Source organism: Steroidobacter flavus, assembly GCF_042651805.1.
Lineage (GTDB): Bacteria > Pseudomonadota > Gammaproteobacteria > Steroidobacterales > Steroidobacteraceae > Steroidobacter > Steroidobacter flavus.
In genome coordinates this window covers 1,057,121-1,075,081 of the sequence record NZ_JBHSDU010000003.1, presented here as the reverse complement: position 1 = coordinate 1,075,081, position 17,961 = coordinate 1,057,121, and the positions used below count along the sequence as shown (strand labels likewise).

Below are 17,961 nucleotides of genomic sequence, written 5' to 3'. Positions count from 1 at the left end.
AAGCATGTACGGCTCACCTCAGCAGGCGATTCCATCTCCCTTCGGTGTCACTGCTTTCGGTTCGGCTGTGTTGCGGGTCGCGCCAGATGTCGCGTCGATCACCTGCGCCGTTTCTCGACTCGAGCAAAAGCCCGATGAGGCTTTTGCAGCCGCCCGGCAGGCGGCTCAGTCCATCCAGGCATGTCTGAGTCGTCTCAAAGTCGCCGACTTCGGCGCATCGAGAATCACCCTGGCCCAGGTGCATCACTACATCAACGGCCAGCAGAAGCACGCCGGCTATGAGGCTCGAATCGGATTCAGCGTCCAGGTGCCTGACCTGGATCAGGTCGAGCAGATCGTCTGTGCCTTGGTTGAAGCCGGCGCGAATGAGATCGAGCGCGTTGCTTTCGAGACCAAACAGATCAAGGAAGTGCGCTCCGAAGTGCGCAGGCTGGCCGTGGTTGCTGCGCGGGAAAAAGCTGAGAATTACTGTCGGGCCGCGGGCGTTGCGCTAGGGCGGGTGTTGCACATCGAGGACGTGAACCCCGACTCGCTGGAACTCAAAGTTCGCGGTCACACCAGCCGGGGTCTGGTCGGCGGCGATGGCGGCGATGGCAAAGCGTTCGGTCCAAGCTCGGTTGAGGTGAATGCCGCCGTCATTGTCGCATTTGAGTTTTCGAGTGACGGCGACGCTGACCCGACAGCTTGAAACAGCATTCCACGAGCCACGCGTAATCTAACATTCGAGGTTTGCGCGGAAACGTGATGTTTCGCCGAAATCTGCCTGAGGCTTCAGTATCCAAGGAGGAGCGGGTGCATAGGGACCGAATAGTGTTGGGCGTGAGCGCGGTTGCGCTGGCTGTCGCCATGGTGGCCTGGTTCGATTTGTTTGCATTCAGTAAGGTCGTGTACATGCCGCGCTGGGCGGCTTTCCTTCCAATGCCGCCGTTCGCAGGTGCGGTGATAGCGATTCCATTCCTGATCCCGATCGCTTTCTTCAGTCATAGCCTGCGTGCGGCTCGCCTGGGAATACTCTGGACTGCAGCGCTCGCGCCGGTGCCTGCGATGGTTGTGTATGCATTGACGCCGCTCCACCAGCACTCGGGCCTCCCGCTGAACCTGCTTGTTCAGTACAGTCTGCTCGCACTGATTGGGTGTTTGCTGCCTGGGGCGGTCATGCTCGGCTTTCGTATGGTCGTTGGAAGGATCAAGCGGTCATGACCGATCTTCTGAAACAACAAGCCTTCGAAGCCGTCGATCGCAAGCTTCGCCCGGTGTCGATCGCGGAGATCGGGGGATTTCGGCCGCCGGCGGAGCCGAGGACGTCGTGGTTTGGAGGGAAGTTTGTTTTGCCTCCGGCAGAGAGTTGGCCGGTTTCCAAAAACGGGCTGATGATTCCGTTGCTCCAGGTAGCCGTCGAAGAGTTGCCGTATAAGCCGCCGCAGTTCGAAGGCATCGCGATGGTGCAGGTGTTCGTCGATGCAAAGGAGCTGCCGTTGAATCTGCCGGCGAAGAACGGCGAGGGCTGGCAGTTGATCGTGCGCACGGACAGTAGTGGTCTGGAGCCGCGCGCCACGCCACCGGAGGCAGCGCTTCTGCGTCCGTTTCCAATTCGCTGGAGTCGGGCGGAGAACGATGCGCCGTCCTGGGATGAAGCCTGGGACGACCGTCAGCATGAGAAGTTCATGCGCCGCCCGAGCGCTGGCGATGCCTACTCTCGCAAGTATCAAAGTCATCCGTTCACGAAGATCGGGGGATGGCCTGCCTGGATTCAATCGGCGGTGGAGCCGGGAGGGAAGCACTTCGTTCTGCAGATTGCGTCGGCGGAGAAGCCTCGGTGGATGGTCGGAGACAATGGTAACTTGTATGTCTTCGAGGTCGAGGGAGAGTGGCTGCTCCAATGGGATTGCTACTGAGCTGGATGAGAGGAGAAGGCCGATCCCTTCGTGAATCGCCGAAGCGTACGCTCGGGATCATGCAGGTGAGAACACTGTTCGCTGTAGTGGGTCTGATTGCTCTTGCCGGATGTGCCAGCTTGGGCGCCCGGCTTTCCTCGAAGCCTGGTGCGTACACGGTGACAGTGCAACCGGTGCATGCGCCACACCGCGACATCCACGCAACCTACGTTCATCCCGATCAAGATCGGCATCCCGGCTACCTGGTCCTGTTCGTCACCGGCGACGACGGTTGGTTTGGCACCAGCCGAGCGGTGTTCGCACACCTTGCGGACGAGGGCTATACGCTCGCGGGTTTCAGCGCGCCTGAAGCCATCGATGGGGTGGCTGAATCGGTGCGGGTGGGCACCGCCCGCGCGGCGGAGGGGCTGAAGGACGTGTATGCGCAGGCGAAGCGGCATCTGGGGTTGCCCGATTCGACGCCGATCGTCATGGTCGGATTCTCGCGAGGTGCGTCCGCCGTTGCGTTCACAGCAGTGCATCCGGAGCTGCGCGATGGTCTCAAAGGCGCAGTGGCAATCGCCCTGACCCGTGAAGCGGATTATCTGCACGCGACCGAAAGCGAACGGAAGCAAGGCATCCAGGTGGACAGTGAGGATCGCATTCAACTCTATGGAGCGTTGAAGCTGCTCGGCGCAACGCCGTTCGCGGTGATCCAATCGACCAACGACTCGTATGTGCCCGCCGCCGAATCGCGTCAACTGCTCGGCGCGGATACAGCCACGTTGCGGCTCTATTCGGTCGAGTCAGAGGACCACGGATTCAGCGATGCGCGTGACAAGCTGATGCAGGACCTCGACGACGCGCTCCACTGGATCGAAGAAGAAAAAGCATCGGCGCCGACCACGTGAAGCTGCGTTAGCGGCTACGCCAGTCCGAGCTTCTTCAGCACTTCCGCCGGCGGCCCATCGAACGTCGTCATCGCCACGTTCCCAACGTATCGCAGATCCTTCATCCCGACCGGCGTCGTGTAATAGCCGCCCGCGGTGAGCGAGCGATAGCGCGCAAAGAACTTCGCGGCCTGTTCGAACTGAGCGGCAGGCTTCGCCGCGCTGAGGTCGTCACAAATGGCGACGCGCTCCTTCTCCATCAACGCGGAGAAATGATTCTTGAAGCGACGCTGCGACTCCTGATCGAGCCAGGCCAGGCCTTGAACGATGACGGGCTTGTCGTTCTGATTGTTCGGATACGGCGCGCTGATCCATTCGTCGATGAAATCGACGACGCCGACTTTCGACGCCGCCGGCGAGCCCTCGTCGGCCGGAATGATCAAATCGCTCAGCACCGTCGCGGTAGCGCGCTGATGTTCATTCAAGGTCAGCGGCCACAGCTCGCCGATCTGATGAATCTTCAGCAGGTTGGGATCCTTGCCATACCCACTGACAGTCTTTGCAGTGTCCTGAGCGAGCGACACGCCTGCAGGCAGCTGCAGAGCCGCGCTGGCGGCGAGCACCCACTTGAGGGCCGTGCGGCGATCGACGCGCATCGAATCGTTGATCCGGTCCATGTCACAGCTCCTTCCGCTTCAGGGCGGACAGCATGTAGTCGGCGCTGCGCCAGGCGAGCGCCATGATGGTCAGCGTCGGATTCTTGTCGGCGTTGGAAGGGAACGGCGCGCCGTCGGTGATGAACAGGTTCTTCACGTCCCAGCTTTGTCCCCACTGATTGACGACGGAGCTCTTCGCATCGCTGCCCATGATGGCGCCGCCGACTTCGTGAATGATGAAGCCGCCGGGCAGCAGGTCCTGTTTGCTGGTGACGCGGCCGCCCATGTTCTGGATGATTTCTGAAAACGCCTGGTGAGAGTGAAGCGCCTGCCGCTTCTCGTGCTCGGACCATTTCCAATGGAAGCGCAGCGTCGGAATCCCGTACTGATCTTTTTTCTGCGGATCGATCTCGCAGTACGAGTCCTCGTTGGGAATCATCTCGCCGCGACAGACCAGGCTGATGAACGAGCCGTAGTAGCGCCGCATGTCCTGTCTAAATTTCTTGCCGTAGCCGCCGACGAAGTTGGCGAGGCCGGCGGTCGAGCCGAAGCTCGGCATGCCGCGACCGGCGCCGATTTCGATGTGATAACCGCGCGCGAAGTCGAGCTTGCCGGCCATTTGTTCTTTGTACAGCCACCACGGCGCGTACACATGTTCGCCGCCGGCGCCGTCTTCGTTGTGCGCTGGCACGTCTTCGAGCATGGGGATCTGACCGGTGACGCTGGCGCCGACCGTGTCCATCAAATATTTGCCGACTTTGCCGCTCGAGTTCGCGAGACCTTGCGGGAACTGCGCGGACTTCGAGTTCAACAAAATACGGACCGACTCACACGCGCTCGCCGCGAGCACGATGATGCGTCCCTTCGCTCGCACCTCTTTACCAGAGGTCTTATCGATGAAAACGACACCCGTCGCGCGACCGTTCTTGCCCATCTCGACTTCTCGCACCATCGCGTTGGGAAGAATGTCGAGGTTGCCGGTCGCCATGGCGGGCGGCAGATGCACCGTTGTCGATTGGTAGTTCGCTTTGATCGAGCAGCCGCGCCCACACTCCGTCGCCCAGAAGCACGGGGCGCGTGCCCGCATGCTATCCGCGACGATCTGTTGCGCGCGAGGATTACCGGGATGAAGCAGAGCGGCGTTGCGTTTGAAATCCAACTGCTGAGTGAGCACGGCGCGATGAACGGCAATCACAGGCACGCCGGTTTTCTTCGCATGCTTCTGAATCAGCGCTTCGCCCGCGCGTGGCTTCGGGGCTGGTAACAAGCAACCGGCGGGCGAGTCGGGCGTATTCTCCAGCCCGTTGTTGTCGCCGTACACGCCAATGAGCATTTCGACCTTGTCGTAATACGGCGCGACGTCTTCATACGAGATCGGCCAATCGAAGCCGAGCCCATCGCGAGTTTTCGGTTTGAAATCGTACGGGCCGTTACGCAGGGAGATGCGGCCCCAATGATTGGTGCGGCCGCCGAGCATGCGGGCGCGCCACCACCAGAATGTTTTATCGGCGTCGGTCGAGGCGCTCGAATAAGGCTCGCCGGGAATTTGCCAGCCGCCGTCGACGGTCGCGTCGTAAAAGCCGAATTCCTTGTCGGGTGTCGACGCGCCCCGCAGCGGCGCCTGATCCGGTGTATTGAACATCGGCGTCTCGACTTCAGGCACATAATTGCGGCCCGCTTCGAGCATCAACACCTTCGCGCCATCCAGGGTCAGCGTGTAGGCCGTTTGTCCGCCGGCGGCGCCGGAGCCGACGACGATGACGTCGTACTCCTTCTTCAAACCTGCAGTATCGATCAGCGGCATGGCCTGCCTCCCTTGGTTAGCCAGGTCGGTGGGTTGTCTATCGCCTCGGCGGCGGCGCCGCGCTGTCGCGCACGATCAGTTTGATCGGCAGCGTGTGCATTGTCGGTTCGGGCTTGCCGCCGTTCAGCATGTCGAAGAGCAGCGACATGGCTTTATTACCGATCTCGCGCGTCGGTTGCTCGATGGTGGTCAGCGGCGGATCGCAGAAGCTCGCGAACTCGATGTCGTCGAAGCCGACCACCGACACGTCCTGCGGCACGGAGCGCCCGGTGCGCTTGAGAAAACGGATCGCGCCCAGGGCCATCTCGTCGTTGAAACAGAAGATCGCGGTCGGCGGTTGCTTGGCTTTGAACAGCTTCTCGGCGGCCGTGCTGCCGGAGCTCATGGTGAAATCGCCCTGCGCGATCAACGCGTCGTCCGATGCGATTTTTGCCGAGCGTAGTGCGAGTTTGTAACCGCGCAGTCGATCGCTGGTCAGCGGGCTCGAGTCGGGACCGAGGATCACACCGATGCGCTTGTGGCCCAAGCCGAGCAGATAGGCGGTCATTTCACGAGCGGCCGCGGCGTTGTCGATGCCGACGCGAGGGCAGGGGGCGTCTTCGATGTATTCGCAAGCGTTGACCAGCGGTATATCGAGCGTGCCATTCGCGCCGCGCGCTGCTTTCGGCAGGCGCGGATGCAGTTGGATCAATCCATCCGCCTGACGCGTCTCGACCAAGCCGACGTAATAAGCCTCGCGATCTTCGCGGCCTTCAGTATCACCGAGCAGCACTGCATAGCCTTGCTGTTGCGCGACCTGCTCGATGCCGCGAATGATTTCGGCGAAGAACGGGTTGGCGATGTTGGGCACCAGCACCACGATCGAGAAGGCGCGCTTACTGCGGAAATTGCGCGCCAGCAGATTGGGCTTGTAACGACTTCGCTCGACCTGAGCGAGCACCTTTTTGAGGGTTTTGTCGGAAACCTTATCCGGCGTCGTCAGGGCACGGGAGACGGTGGCAATCGACACGCCGGCCTGACGGGCGACCTGGCGAATCGAAGTGGCTCGACTGGAGGACACGGGGCACTCTTCTATGAACGGCTCTGGAATGCTCGATCATACGCCGCTGCGCTGAATCGACTCGGGTTTGAACGCAAGGGCGAACAACGTAAACACGCCCGCCGCCAGCGCCGCCGGGATCAACCAGATCGCCTTCCAGTCGTGTCCGGCCGTCAAGGCATATTGATCGTAGATCATGCCGGCCACTTTGAAGCCGGCCAGCATGCCCACGCCGTACGTTGCCAGCGTGATCAAACCCTGTGCCGAGCTCTTGTATTGCTCTCCCGCCTTCGAGTCGGTGTAGATCTGCCCGGAGACGAAGAAGAAGTCGTAGCAGACGCCATGCAGAGCAATGCCGGCGATCAGCAGCACCAGCACGGAATCCTGCGCGCCGAACGCGAATAGCACATAGCGCAGGACCCACGCGGCCATGCCGATGAGCAAAGTCTTCTTGATGCCATAGCGATTGAGAAACACCGGTAGCAGCAGCATGAACAACACTTCGGACATCTGACCGACGGTCATTTTGCCGGTGGGATTGGTCACGCCGATTTCCGCGAGGAACAGATTGGTGTTCTGGTAGTAGAACGCCAGCGGAATGCAGATCAGGACCGAGGACAAAAAGAACACCGCGAAATTCCGGTCCTTGAGCAAGCGCAGAGCATCCAGCCCCAGTGCCTGCGAGATCACGCTCTGGGACGCGGCGCGGACCGGCGGCGTGGCGGGCAGGGTGAAGCTGTACACGCCCAGGATGAGCGAGACGACGCTGCACATGAGGAACGTATTACGGAGCGCGCCCGCTGCTACAGCTTGCTGCGCATCCCAGCCGATCGTACTGATGAACAAGCCAGCCGCGATCCAGCCTATCGTGCCCCACACGCGGATCTTGCCGAACTGGGCCGCCGGATCGGTCAGCTGACGGAACGACACAGAATTCACCAGCGCAAGCGTCGGCATGTAGATGATCATGTAGCCGAGCACATAGGGATAGAACGATTCGAAGCCGCTGGAGCTGTACATCAGATACATCAGCAGCGCGCCGATCAGATGAAGCACGCCCAGGATGCGCTCGGCATTGAAGAAGCGGTCGGCGACCAGGCCGACGATGAACGGCGCAATGATCGCGCCCCAGCTTTGAGTCGAGAAGGCCTGGCCGATCTGGCCGCCGGAGGCGGAGAAGGTCGCACCCAGGAAGGTGCCCAACGTGACGAACCATCCTCCCCAGATGAAGAACTGGAGGAACATCATGACGCTGAGCCGAAGAGTGGTCGGATTCAAAGGTCCCCCAGTCACCCGTTCGCCGCGGGCTGTTTTGTAACGGGTTACATCGCGAAGGTTGCAGAAACGCGCGCTGCCTGTCAAACAGGCAGCGTCGCCTGCGCTCGAAGCTACTTGAGCTTCTTGACGCTCACTTCCTTGAAGTACACGGTGTCTTTCCCGCTGTGATTCTGCAGCCCGATGTAGCCGCCCGGGGCGCGCTTGCCTCGATCCGGCTCGTACTTCTGTTTCTTTTCCGGCACGGGCGAGCCTTCCTTGAAGTCGGTGACCTTGGTGCCGTTCACGGTGACGACGGTGCGCTCGTCCTCGATGGCGATTTCCATCGTGTTCCATTCGCCGGTCTTGGGCTGAGCCAGCGTCTTGGTGAACGAGTACAGCACGCCGGTGCGATGCCAGTCGTCTTCGCTGTCATCGATCTGGACTTCATACCCTTTGTTCACTGGCATCCACGGCTCGGTCGGCTGCTCGGGAATACGAATGAACACGCCCGAGTTGCCGCCGCCATTGTCATCGGGCGCCTTGTACACGACGCGGATGACGGCGTTGCTGAACTTCTCGCCCGGAAAATACAGCAGGCCCATGCCGCCGACGCTCTTGAGCACGCCGTTCTCGACCACGAACTCACCGGGGCCGACATGTTTCCAACCATCGAGGTTTCTGCCGTTGAACAGCGGCTGCCACTCGGACTTCGATCCGGTGTCCGCGCTCGCGGTCATGGCGCACGTGGCAGCGAACACCGCGATCCAGGGGGCGCCACGATGAAATGCGTTGAACATGAGGGCTCCTTCGATTACGACTTCAGCGTGCTCAAATACTCGAAGCTGGTGCGAACCGCGTCGACGGTCGGACCGGTGAAGTTTTCCTGCTCGACGAAATAATGTTTCAGGCGCTGCGGATCGCACGCGGCAAACACGCTCTTCCAGTCGATCTTGCCGCGACCCACTTCGATGGTCTGCGCCTTGATCTCTTCCACTGCCTGCACCGCGTCTTTGCGCACGTCCTTCACGTGCAGCAGCGAAATCCGATCGGCGTGCTGTTTGATGTATTTGGCGGGATCCAGGCCGGCTGTAACCACCCAGCCCAGATCCAGCTCGATGGTGACCAGCTTTGGATCGGTCAACTTCAGCAAGTGATCGAACGCGGTCATGCCGTCGAACGTACGGAATTCCATATTGTGGTTGTGATAGCCGGCCTGCAGCCCGGCCTTCTTCGCAACTTCGCCCAACTTGTTCAACTGCTCGGCGTTCCACTTCCAGTCGTCCAGCGTGATTTCCTTGGCAATGGCCGCGGACGGCGGCTTGTTCCCGGGCAGCGAGGGGAAAGCGCAGATGAAATATTTCGCGCCGACTTCGGCCGCGCCGTCGACCAGCTTCTGCATGTCCTTCTGGATATCGCCCATGCTCGAATGCGCGGAGGGTGCGGTCATGCCGTGGTCGGCGAGGATCTTGCGCATCTCCTTGCCCGACTTGCCGTAGAAGCCAGCGGTCTCCACTTCGCGAAAACCGATCGTCTGCAGCTTCGCGAGCGTGCCAGCCAGATCTTTGGCCGCAACGTCACGGACCGTGTACAGCTGCAAGCCGATCGGGCGGCCCAGCGGACCGGTGCCGTCGCCCGCTGCGAAACTTCTGACTCCACTCATGGCGGCCAATGCAGCGAGCGAGCTGCCCTCGAGAAAGCGACGACGCGTGATCATGATGGATGTGTCTCCTGGTCGTTAAATGGCGGTCCATTGATTGCTGGCGGAGGAGCGCAACACGGCTTCCACGATGCTCATGGAGCGTGCGCCGTCGGCGAACGTCGGCAGCCCGGTGTGCGACTGACCTCGAATCGCGGCGTACGAATCGCGCACGAACGCTTCGAAACAATCGCCCCAGCCCTGCGCGTGCCCGGCGGGCAGCCAGGCGAGGCGCTTCTGCTCAGCTGAGAATTGCGATGGGTCGCGCATCAGCAGCGACATGCCTTCGCGGCGGCCGATCCACAATTGCTCGGGGCTTTCCAGATCGAACATGACGCTCTGTTGCGCACCGTCGAGCTCGAACCACAAGCGGTTCTTGCGACCGGCCGAGACCTGGCTGACGGTGAGGGTCGCGAGCGTGCCGCGATCGGTGCGCAGGATCAGGCATGCGACATCTTCGGTGTCGACGGACTTTGTTTCTTTCACTTCGCCGCTGGCTTGGAATGCCACTCGGCTCGCAGCTGCGGAGCGTTGGGCGATCGGCGTGCCGAGGGTGGCGATCAGCGAAGTGAAACGTTCGCCGGTGATCCACTCGATCACGTCGCAAAGATGCGAGCCGATGTCCGCGAACGCGCGCGACTTGCCGCCGGCGGTGGCATCGACGCGCCAGTTCGTATCGCCGGCCTGCATCAGCCAGTCCTGCAAGTACGAGCCTTGAATGAGATACAGCTTGCCGGTCTCATCGCTCTGCACGCGAGAGCGGGCTTCGCGCACCATGGGGTGATAGCGATTGATGAACGGCACGGTGCCGATCAACCCTTTGCTCTTCGCAAGATCGCTGAGGACCTGCGCATCCTGTAACGATGTAGCGAGCGGCTTCTCGCACACCACATGCTTGCCGGCTTCGAGTGCCGCCTTTGCGACCTCCATGTGAAACGAGTTCGGCGTGCAGATGTGGATGACATCCACGTCTTTATCGCGCGCCGCTTCGATCCCTGAAGCAAACGAGCGGGGCACGCCTAGCGACTTCGCCGCTTCGGCCGAACGCTCCGGCGAAGAGGCGGCGACCCCCACCACTTCCGCGCCCGCCAGCCGTGCAGAACGTACATGAACTGTGCCGATGAAACCGGTTCCAATTACAGCCGCGCGAAGAGGGTTGGACATGGCGAGCACTCGACAAAGGGGGTTAGGGCGTGGCGGCCGGGCGGGCATATTGACACGCCGCCGGTTCAGATTTCACGTAGTAAGCGCGGTAGTTGCCGGCCTTCGGGTCCATGCAGCCCGCCAGGTTCAGCAACGAGACTTTGCGGAAGTCGATGGGATGCGACTCGCTCTGCAAGGAAATATAGCCGCCTTCGATCAGCTTGCCGTCGGGCTTCGCGGCCGGATCGTGGTTATGCACGACGCCGCCGCCATACTGAGGCAGCGCGTACTCAAGCACTTTCTCGCCGTTCACGAAGTGCGTGATCTGACCGGAGCCCAGCACCAGAAATTCCGCCCGCACCCATTGGTCGCCGTCGAAGGTGGGCGAGGTCGAGTTCAGGCAATGCTCAGGATACAAACTGCCGTTGACCACGATCTCGGTGCCGGGGGTGCAGACGTTCATCGTCGGGCGTGCGCTGCCGTCGCTCTTGCCGCCCAGGAGTTGCCCTTCGATCGAGATGGGAAAGTCCTGATCGCGCGTCATGGTCTTCGGATCTTGCGAGTGAAGCATCGCACCGCTGTTACGGAACGCCCAGGCGCCGGGATTGCCCTTGGCCTGCTCGCCGACGAAGCGGTATTCGACGACCAGGCGGTAATAGCTGTACGGCGTTTGATAGAACAGATGGCCGAACTGGCTGTCGAAGTTCTGATACTTGTCGTAACGAACCTGCAGCAGGCCGTTCTTCACCCGGAAGGTATCGGCAAAATTCTCGCCGAGCGCGTGCTTGGTGATTTTCGGGGTCCAGCCCTCGAGGCTCTTGCCGTTGAACAGTTCGATCCAATCGCCGGCCGGTACTGTGGGCGCTGGCGGAGGCGTGGATTGCGCAAGCACGGGCGACGTGCCGAGCAGTACGCAAGCCATCGTCAGCATGTTCGCTGTCCGCATCCTGTCCCCCTTTGTCTTGTCCCGAGTCATGAGTTTTCTGTTGCGTCCCATCGGCGCACGCTGCGACCATAGCTGTCAGCGCTGTCAAGGGCAATGGCGAATTGAACAACGATTCCAGGCAAAGCGGCACGCCGCTGGTCGTGCTGGTCCATGGCTTGTGGATGTCGGGTTTCGAGTTGCGGGTGCTGAAGCACCGGCTCGAAGCGGAGGGGCAGTTTCGTGCCCACGCGTTTTCCTATCCCTCGCTGACCGGGACCATGAACGATCACGTGCGGGCCCTCGTGGATTTTGCGCACGGGCAAAATGTGCCCGAGTTGCATTTCATCGGGCACAGCCTCGGTGGGCTCGTGATCCTGCGAGCGTTACAACTCACCGACGATTTGCCGCCGGGCCGGGCGGTGTTGTTGGGCACACCGTTGCAGGGGTCGAAGGCGGCACAGGGTGTCGCGCGCATTCTTCCGTTTGGAAAAGCGATTCTTGGCGCGGCGGTGAATGCGGAGTGTGTGGAGTTCGAGCCGCGTGAATGGCGAGGGCACCGTGATGTTGGTGTGATCGCGGGGTCGATGGGATTGGGGTTGGGGCGATTGTTCGCGGACCTGAACGCGGATCATGACGGTACCGTGCTCGTGGAAGAGACGCTGCTGCCGGGCGCGAAAGATCACATCACGTTGTCTACGTCGCACACGGGGATGTTGTTCTCCGCCGAAGTGGCGGAGCAGGCGGGGTGGTTCCTCCGTAACGGTTCATTTCGGCGTTAACGCGCTGACAGAGCCGTTGGTGGTCCGCGTCGCCGGGAGTGTCCTAGCTCTTCCCGGCACCGCGCACCCGCCTCCGCCCGCTATCGCGTGCGTCCCGCTTGTACATTGCGCTGTGCAATCCTGCTCCGCGCAAGCCCAGGGTGCACATCCATGTACACCCGCTCGGCGGAGCGAAGCAGTGCTTCGCTGAAGACACCGCCGAGCCCATGTAGCGCTGCTTCGGCAGGTCCCTGCTGTCCGAAGCTGCCGGGAAGAGCTAGGACACTCCCGACGCCGCCGATACGTCATAGCGGCGTGAGCGCTCGCTAGGATCTATTTTTCCGCGGCCAACTTCTTCAGCCGATAAAGCGCGTCCAGCGCTTCGCGAGGCGTCATCGAATCCGGGTCGACGTTGCGAAGAGCGGCGACGGCTTGATGTTCCTCTTCTTCCTCGTCGTCAGGGAACTCCAGCAGCAACTCTCCCTGCGGCTTCACTCCCTGTGCGGCTGCTGAGCGGCGCTCCAGCTCGTGCAGATACTTGCGCGCGGCGCCGATCACTTTCGGCGGTACGCCGGCGAGTGCGGCGACCTGCAAGCCGTAGCTCTGATTCGCAGGCCCGTCTTTCACCGTATGCAGGAAGATCAGCTTCTCTCCATGCTCCGTCGCATCGAGATGCACGTTCGCGCAGTTATCTAAATCCTGCGCAAGCGATGTCAGCTCGAAGTAGTGCGTCGCGAACAACGTGAACGCTCGCACGCTGCGAGCAATGTGGTTCGCGCAGGCCCATGCGAGTGACAAACCGTCGTACGTGCTGGTGCCACGACCGATCTCGTCCATCAACACCAAACTGTTGTTGGTCGCATTGTTCAGGATGTTTGCTGCTTCCGTCATCTCGACCATGAAGGTCGAACGGCCGCCAGCCAGGTCGTCAGACGCGCCGATTCGGGTGAACACGCGATCGACCGGTCCGATGCGCGCGGCCGTCGCAGGCACATAGCTCCCGATACGCGCGAGAATCACGATCAGCGCCGTCTGCCGCATGAAGGTCGATTTACCGCCCATGTTCGGGCCGGTGATCACCAGCATGCGTCGGTCTTCTCTCAATCGCAGATCGTTCGGCACGAACGGCCCATCGATGAAACGTTCGACGACCGGATGGCGACCCTCGGTGATGTTAATCACCGGATCGTCGGAGAGCTCTGGCTGGGTGTAACGCAAGTTCACCGCGCGCTCGGCCAGATTCGAAAGCACGTCGAGCGCCGCGAGCGCTGCCGCCGAAGATTGCAACTCGGCGAGTCGGGCGATCAGCAGATCGAGCAGTTCGTCATAGAGTTGTTTCTCACGAGCCAACGCCCGATCCCGCGCGCCGAGCACCTTGTCTTCGAACTCTTTCAGCTCGGGCGTGATGTAACGTTCGGCGTTCTTCACCGTCTGACGACGGTGATAGTCCGTCGGCACTTTGTCGGCGAAGCTGCGGTTGATCTCGATGTAATAACCCGACACGCGGTTGTAGCCGAGGCGCAGGTTGGAGATGCCGCTGCGCTCGCGCTCGCGGTTTTCGAGATCGACCAGATATTGATCGCTGTGCTCGCTGATGAGCTTGAGCTGATCGAGCTCGGCGTCGTAGCCCTGCGCGATCACGCCGCCTTCGCGAAGGATGGGCGGGGGCGATTCCACGATGGCGCGTGCGAGCACGTCTTGGAGATCGGGATAGGTGCCGGCCTGCGCAGCAAGCTCACGCAGCAGCGGCGAATCGATGCCGGAAAGCAGCTGTTGCAACTCGGGCAACCGTCCGAGCGCATCGCGCAGTTGGGCGAGATCGCGGGGGCGGGCGCTCTTCAGCGCGACACGTGCCAGGCCGCGCTCGATATCGCCAACGTGATTGAGCAGATCATGCAGCGGCGTGTACAGCGCGCGATCGATCAGTGTCGAGATCGCTTGCAGTCGCAATTCGACGGCGCCGCGATTGCGCAGCGGTCGATTCAGCCAGCGGCGCAATTCGCGGCCGCCCATTGCTGTCGCAGTTTGATCGAGCACGGCCGCGACGGTGCAGTCAGGTCGGCCCGTCAAACTCACATCCAGTTCGAGATTGCGTCGAGTCGCCGCGTCGAGTAGCACCGCTTCGCTGCGCTCTTCGGTGCGAAGCCCGCGCAAGTGAGGCAGCGCCGCCTTCTGCGTATCGCGAACATATTGAAGCAACGTGCCCGCAGCGCGGATCGCGAGGGAATATTCCGCGCAACCGAAGCCGGACAGGTCGCGCGTCGCGAATTGTTCGCAGAGCATGCGCGTGCATGTTTCCAAATCGAAATGCCACATGGGGCGTTCGCGCACGTGCGTCGTGATGCCGGCAGGCGCGGACGATTCAGGAACCAGCAATTCCGCCGGGCGCAAGCGTTCGATCTCGGCGGCGAGGCCTTCTTCGCCCGCGGCTTCCATCACGCTGAAGCGACCGCTCGACAACTCCAGCCACGCGAGGCCGAAGCGCTGGCCTTCGCGATACAGCGACGCGAGCAAATTATCTTTGCGCGCATCCAGAAACGCGTCGTCAGTCACCGTGCCTGGCGTAACGACGCGCACGACCGCGCGCTCCACCGGTCCCTTCGATTTCGCCGGGTCGCCGATCTGCTCGCACATCGCGACCGACACGCCATGGCGCACCAGTCGTGCCAGATAGGACTCGGCGGCGTGATACGGCACGCCGGCCATGGGTATCGGCTGTCCGGCCGATTGCCCGCGCGCGGTCAGGGTGATATCCAACAGGCGCGCGGCTCGTTTGGCATCGTCGAAGAACAGTTCGTAGAAGTCGCCCATGCGATAGAACAACAGCTCGTTCGGGTACTGCGCCTTGAGGCGCAGGTACTGCTGCATGGACGGGGTGTGGGATTCCAGGGCGGCGGACATCGCTTAAGTGAGTAACTCTTTATGACGCTATGGAAGGCAAACCGGATCTGGAGCCGACAACGGCCCGGGCCCGGGCGACAAAGGACGGAATTGTGCCTGCGCGAATCCGGATATGCCCAGCTTGACGTTCATCCCCAGGACCCTGAAGCATGCGCGGCATGACTAGCGACGAGGATTTGATGCGGCTGGCCACTCAGGCCGGCGCGGATTTGCTGGACGCCGAGCGGCGCCTGGTCACGGCCGAATCGTGCACCGGCGGCTGGGTCGCCAAGCTGTTGACCGATATCGCGGGCAGCTCCGCCTGGTACGACGGCGGCGTGGTGGCTTATAGCAACGTGCTCAAGCAATCCTTGCTTGGCGTGCGCCCTTCGACGCTCGCGTCGCACGGCGCAGTCAGCGAGGCGACGGCGCGCGAGATGGCGATCGGCGCGCTGGAAGCGCTCGGCGGTCATATCTCGCTGGCAGTGACCGGCATCGCGGGCCCCGCGGGCGCGCAGCCGGGCAAGCCGGTTGGCACGGTCTGGTTCGGCTGGGCCTGGAAAGAAGGTCACGAGATCGAGACCCGAGTCGCGCTGGAGACCTTCACCGGCGATCGCGAGGCGATTCGTCGGCAATCCGTGGCGCGAGCGCTGCGCGAGCTGAGTCTGCTGCAACGGAAGCTCTGATGGGGAGCAGCGATGCTGGGCAGGACGCCCGAATGCAGCGGGCGCATGGATGCGCAGGAGCTGCCCGCCGCCGGCTGTTCTTCGCCCTCTGGCCCAGCGATGACTTTCGCGCGGAACTTGAGGCCGCGACACTGTCCGTTGCCCGCGCGAGCGGCGGACGGCTGATACCGCCGCGGAATTTTCATGTCACCTTGCTGTTTCTCGGCGAGATTCCGAGCGCGCTCTTTTCCGCCATTCAGCAAGCGGGAGCCGCGTTGGCCGGCAGCCCGGCGTTCCAGCTCGAGTTCGACAACGTCGAGTCGTGGGGTCGCAAAGTGCTGTGTCTCACTACGTCGACAGCGCCCGCGGTCGCGATCGAGCTGGCGGAAAAGCTGCGCGTGAGCCTGAATAACCAGCTGAAACACCTGGACGATCGCCCGTATCGCCCCCATATCACGCTGGCCCGCGACCTGCCGCGTGGCCTGCGACCCCAGCAGATCCAAACACTCCGTCAGCAGGTGAACGACTTCGCGCTGGTCGAATCGGTGCGCGACGCCGGCGGCTCGCATTACTCCGTCCTGGAGCGCTGGCCGCTACAATAGTCGCTTGTAGTGCCTAGCACGGATCCGACAGTGGCGGATCTCATTTAACTGTGCAAATATACAGATATCCCCCAGTTTCGGTCATCCGGTTTGTAAAATACTGGGCCCGTACTGAGTCACCACTAATCAACACAGGTCCCTCCGATGGAAGAAAATCGTAAGAAGGCGCTAGTCGCCGCGCTCGGCCAGATCGAAAAACAATTCGGCAAGGGCTCGGTCATGCGTCTGGGCGACGCGAGCGCCACTTACGATGTGGAAGCGGTCTCCACCGGCTCGCTGGGCCTGGACATCGCGCTCGGCGTGGGCGGTTTGCCGCGCGGTCGAGTCATCGAGATCTACGGCCCGGAATCCTCGGGTAAAACCACGCTGACCCTGCAGGTCATCGCCGAAGCGCAGCGCGCCGGCGGCACCGCTGCATTCGTCGACGCCGAGCACGCGCTCGATCCGGTGTATGCCGAGAAGCTCGGCGTGAACGTGCAGGAACTGCTGGTGTCGCAGCCCGACACCGGTGAGCAGGCCCTGGAAATCACGGACATGCTGGTGCGCTCGAGCGCGGTCGACGTGATCGTCGTCGACTCGGTCGCGGCGCTGACGCCGAAGGCCGAAATCGAAGGTGAAATGGGCGATGCGCACGTCGGCCTGCAGGCCCGCCTGATGTCGCAGGCGTTGCGTAAGCTCACCGGTAACATCAAGCGCTCCAACACCATCGTCATCTTCATCAACCAGATCCGTATGAAGATCGGCGTGATGTTCGGCAACCCCGAGACCACCACCGGCGGTAACGCGCTGAAGTTCTACTCGTCGGTCCGTCTCGACATCCGCCGCATCGGCGCCATCAAGAATGGCGAGGAAGTGGTCGGCAACCAGACGCGCGTCAAAGTGGTCAAGAACAAGGTCGCGCCGCCGTTCCGCGAAGCCGAGTTCGAGATCATGTACGGCAAGGGCATTTCGCGTAACGGCGAAATCATCGATATCGGTGTATTGCAGGGCCTGGTCGAGAAGTCGGGTTCCTGGTACAGCTACAACGGCGAGCGCATCGGCCAGGGCAAGGAAAATGCCCGCACCTTCCTCGACACGCATCCCGAGATCGCGAGCGAGATCGAAGGCAAGATTCGCGAAAAGCTGTTGCCGGATACCAAGGCAGTGAAGGGTGAGGCGGTCTAAGACCAGTCGCACGCGGGAATTGTTTGAGGCCGCTGGTTTTCCGGCGGCCGATGACGAAGCGCTGACGCCAGAACAACTGGCCGAGCGCGCCAAGAAGCAAGACAAGGAAGTCGAGGTTGCCGCGGTGCGCTTACTGTCGCGCCGTGAGCATTCCACCGAGGAGCTGAAGCGCAAGCTGGCGGCGAAGGGCCATCCCGAGGCCAGCATCGCCACGGTGCTCGACAAGCTGGGCAAAAAGAAGCTGGTCTCGGACGAGCGCTTCGCCGCGAATTATGTCCATCACCATGCCCGCCGCGGGCAAGGCCCGGTGCGCATCCGCGCTCAGCTGCGTCAGCAGGGCGTCACGGACTCGCAGATCCAGCAGGAAATCGCCGGGGGCGAGCAGGATTGGAACGGGCTTGCGGCCGAAACCCGGCGCCGCAAGTTTGGCGTGGAACTACCTAAAACCGCCGCTGAACGTGCAAAGCAGGCGCGCTTCCTTCAATATCGCGGTTTTAACAGCGATCAAATCCGCGCCGCCCTCAAGTTCGATCCCGACATGGATATCGAGCCGGACAGGGAGACCACTTCGGGCGAAGGATTCGATCCCGATCATTCCTGACGGTTCC

At 61.8% G+C, this 17,961-nt stretch carries 18 protein-coding genes; 9 read left to right on the top strand and 9 right to left on the bottom strand.

Annotated features, from left to right (window positions below; all coding sequences use genetic code 11):
* Window positions 1-4: 4 nt before the first annotated feature.
* From ACFPN2_RS10260 to ACFPN2_RS10245, 4 genes are all read left to right on the top strand, one after another.
* On the top strand, window positions 5-688 hold the full coding sequence (locus ACFPN2_RS10260) for an SIMPL domain-containing protein (RefSeq protein WP_380596515.1): 684 nt from the start codon (window positions 5-7) through the stop codon (window positions 686-688).
* Between the two features lie 131 nt (window positions 689-819).
* A complete protein-coding gene (locus ACFPN2_RS10255; RefSeq protein WP_380596514.1) occupies window positions 820-1,200 on the top strand; it encodes a hypothetical protein in 381 nt (126 codons plus the stop codon).
* Complete coding sequence (locus tag ACFPN2_RS10250) at window positions 1,197-1,895, top strand: DUF1963 domain-containing protein (RefSeq protein WP_380596513.1); 699 nt, start codon at window positions 1,197-1,199, stop codon at window positions 1,893-1,895. The genes ACFPN2_RS10255 and ACFPN2_RS10250 overlap by 4 nt, the downstream gene beginning before the upstream one ends.
* Before the next feature lie 65 nt (window positions 1,896-1,960).
* Window positions 1,961-2,785: an alpha/beta hydrolase family protein gene (locus ACFPN2_RS10245; protein ID WP_380596512.1), complete on the top strand. Its 825-nt coding sequence runs from the start codon at window positions 1,961-1,963 to the stop codon at window positions 2,783-2,785.
* A gap of 14 nt (window positions 2,786-2,799) precedes the next feature.
* On the opposite strand, the gene ACFPN2_RS10240 is transcribed toward ACFPN2_RS10245, so the two are convergent.
* The 8 genes from ACFPN2_RS10240 to ACFPN2_RS10205 all read right to left on the bottom strand — a co-directional run bounded on the left by ACFPN2_RS10240 (window position 2,800) and on the right by ACFPN2_RS10205 (window position 11,305).
* Complete coding sequence (locus tag ACFPN2_RS10240; protein ID WP_380596511.1) at window positions 2,800-3,441, bottom strand: gluconate 2-dehydrogenase subunit 3 family protein; 642 nt, start codon at window positions 3,439-3,441, stop codon at window positions 2,800-2,802.
* Window position 3,442: 1 nt separating this feature from the next.
* A complete protein-coding gene (locus ACFPN2_RS10235; RefSeq protein ID WP_380596510.1) occupies window positions 3,443-5,224 on the bottom strand; it encodes a GMC family oxidoreductase in 1,782 nt (593 codons plus the stop codon).
* A 37-nt stretch (window positions 5,225-5,261) separates the two neighbouring features.
* Window positions 5,262-6,284 carry a LacI family DNA-binding transcriptional regulator gene (locus ACFPN2_RS10230; RefSeq protein ID WP_380596509.1) on the bottom strand — a complete coding sequence of 341 codons (1,023 nt, stop codon included), beginning with the start codon at window positions 6,282-6,284 and terminating at the stop codon, window positions 5,262-5,264.
* A 36-nt stretch (window positions 6,285-6,320) separates the two neighbouring features.
* On the bottom strand, window positions 6,321-7,541 hold the full coding sequence (locus tag ACFPN2_RS10225; protein ID WP_380596508.1) for a nucleoside permease: 1,221 nt from the start codon (window positions 7,539-7,541) through the stop codon (window positions 6,321-6,323).
* A 110-nt stretch (window positions 7,542-7,651) separates the two neighbouring features.
* Window positions 7,652-8,317: a 3-keto-disaccharide hydrolase gene (locus tag ACFPN2_RS10220; RefSeq protein ID WP_380596507.1), complete on the bottom strand. Its 666-nt coding sequence runs from the start codon at window positions 8,315-8,317 to the stop codon at window positions 7,652-7,654.
* 14 nt (window positions 8,318-8,331) lie between these two features.
* A complete protein-coding gene (locus ACFPN2_RS10215; protein ID WP_380596506.1) occupies window positions 8,332-9,234 on the bottom strand; it encodes a sugar phosphate isomerase/epimerase family protein in 903 nt (300 codons plus the stop codon).
* Window positions 9,235-9,255: 21 nt separating this feature from the next.
* On the bottom strand, window positions 9,256-10,380 hold the full coding sequence (locus ACFPN2_RS10210) for a Gfo/Idh/MocA family protein (protein WP_380596505.1): 1,125 nt from the start codon (window positions 10,378-10,380) through the stop codon (window positions 9,256-9,258).
* A gap of 22 nt (window positions 10,381-10,402) precedes the next feature.
* Entirely contained in the window at window positions 10,403-11,305 is a 903-nt protein-coding gene (locus tag ACFPN2_RS10205; protein ID WP_380596504.1) for a 3-keto-disaccharide hydrolase, read from the bottom strand.
* A 101-nt stretch (window positions 11,306-11,406) separates the two neighbouring features.
* On the opposite strand from ACFPN2_RS10205, the gene ACFPN2_RS10200 reads away from it, so the two are divergent.
* Entirely contained in the window at window positions 11,407-12,063 is a 657-nt protein-coding gene (locus tag ACFPN2_RS10200; RefSeq protein WP_380596503.1) for an esterase/lipase family protein, read from the top strand.
* Window positions 12,064-12,375: 312 nt separating this feature from the next.
* Here the strand turns inward: ACFPN2_RS10200 and mutS are convergent, their stop codons facing one another.
* A complete protein-coding gene (gene mutS, locus ACFPN2_RS10195) occupies window positions 12,376-14,943 on the bottom strand; it encodes a DNA mismatch repair protein MutS (RefSeq protein WP_380596502.1) in 2,568 nt (855 codons plus the stop codon).
* A 158-nt stretch (window positions 14,944-15,101) separates the two neighbouring features.
* On the opposite strand from mutS, the gene ACFPN2_RS10190 reads away from it, so the two are divergent.
* The 4 genes from ACFPN2_RS10190 to ACFPN2_RS10175 all read left to right on the top strand — a co-directional run bounded on the left by ACFPN2_RS10190 (window position 15,102) and on the right by ACFPN2_RS10175 (window position 17,954).
* Window positions 15,102-15,608: a CinA family protein gene (locus tag ACFPN2_RS10190; protein ID WP_380596501.1), complete on the top strand. Its 507-nt coding sequence runs from the start codon at window positions 15,102-15,104 to the stop codon at window positions 15,606-15,608.
* Between the two features lie 32 nt (window positions 15,609-15,640).
* On the top strand, window positions 15,641-16,189 hold the full coding sequence (gene thpR, locus ACFPN2_RS10185; RefSeq protein ID WP_380596500.1) for an RNA 2',3'-cyclic phosphodiesterase: 549 nt from the start codon (window positions 15,641-15,643) through the stop codon (window positions 16,187-16,189).
* A 144-nt stretch (window positions 16,190-16,333) separates the two neighbouring features.
* Window positions 16,334-17,353 (top strand): recombinase RecA, encoded by a 1,020-nt coding sequence (recA, locus tag ACFPN2_RS10180; RefSeq protein ID WP_380596499.1) that lies wholly within the window; start codon window positions 16,334-16,336, stop codon window positions 17,351-17,353.
* The gene (locus ACFPN2_RS10175) at window positions 17,340-17,954 is read left to right on the top strand and encodes a regulatory protein RecX (RefSeq protein ID WP_380596498.1); all 615 of its coding nucleotides are present in this window, start codon (window positions 17,340-17,342) and stop codon (window positions 17,952-17,954) included. Before recA ends, ACFPN2_RS10175 begins: the two co-directional genes overlap by 14 nt.
* The last annotated feature ends 7 nt before the right edge of the window (window positions 17,955-17,961 follow it).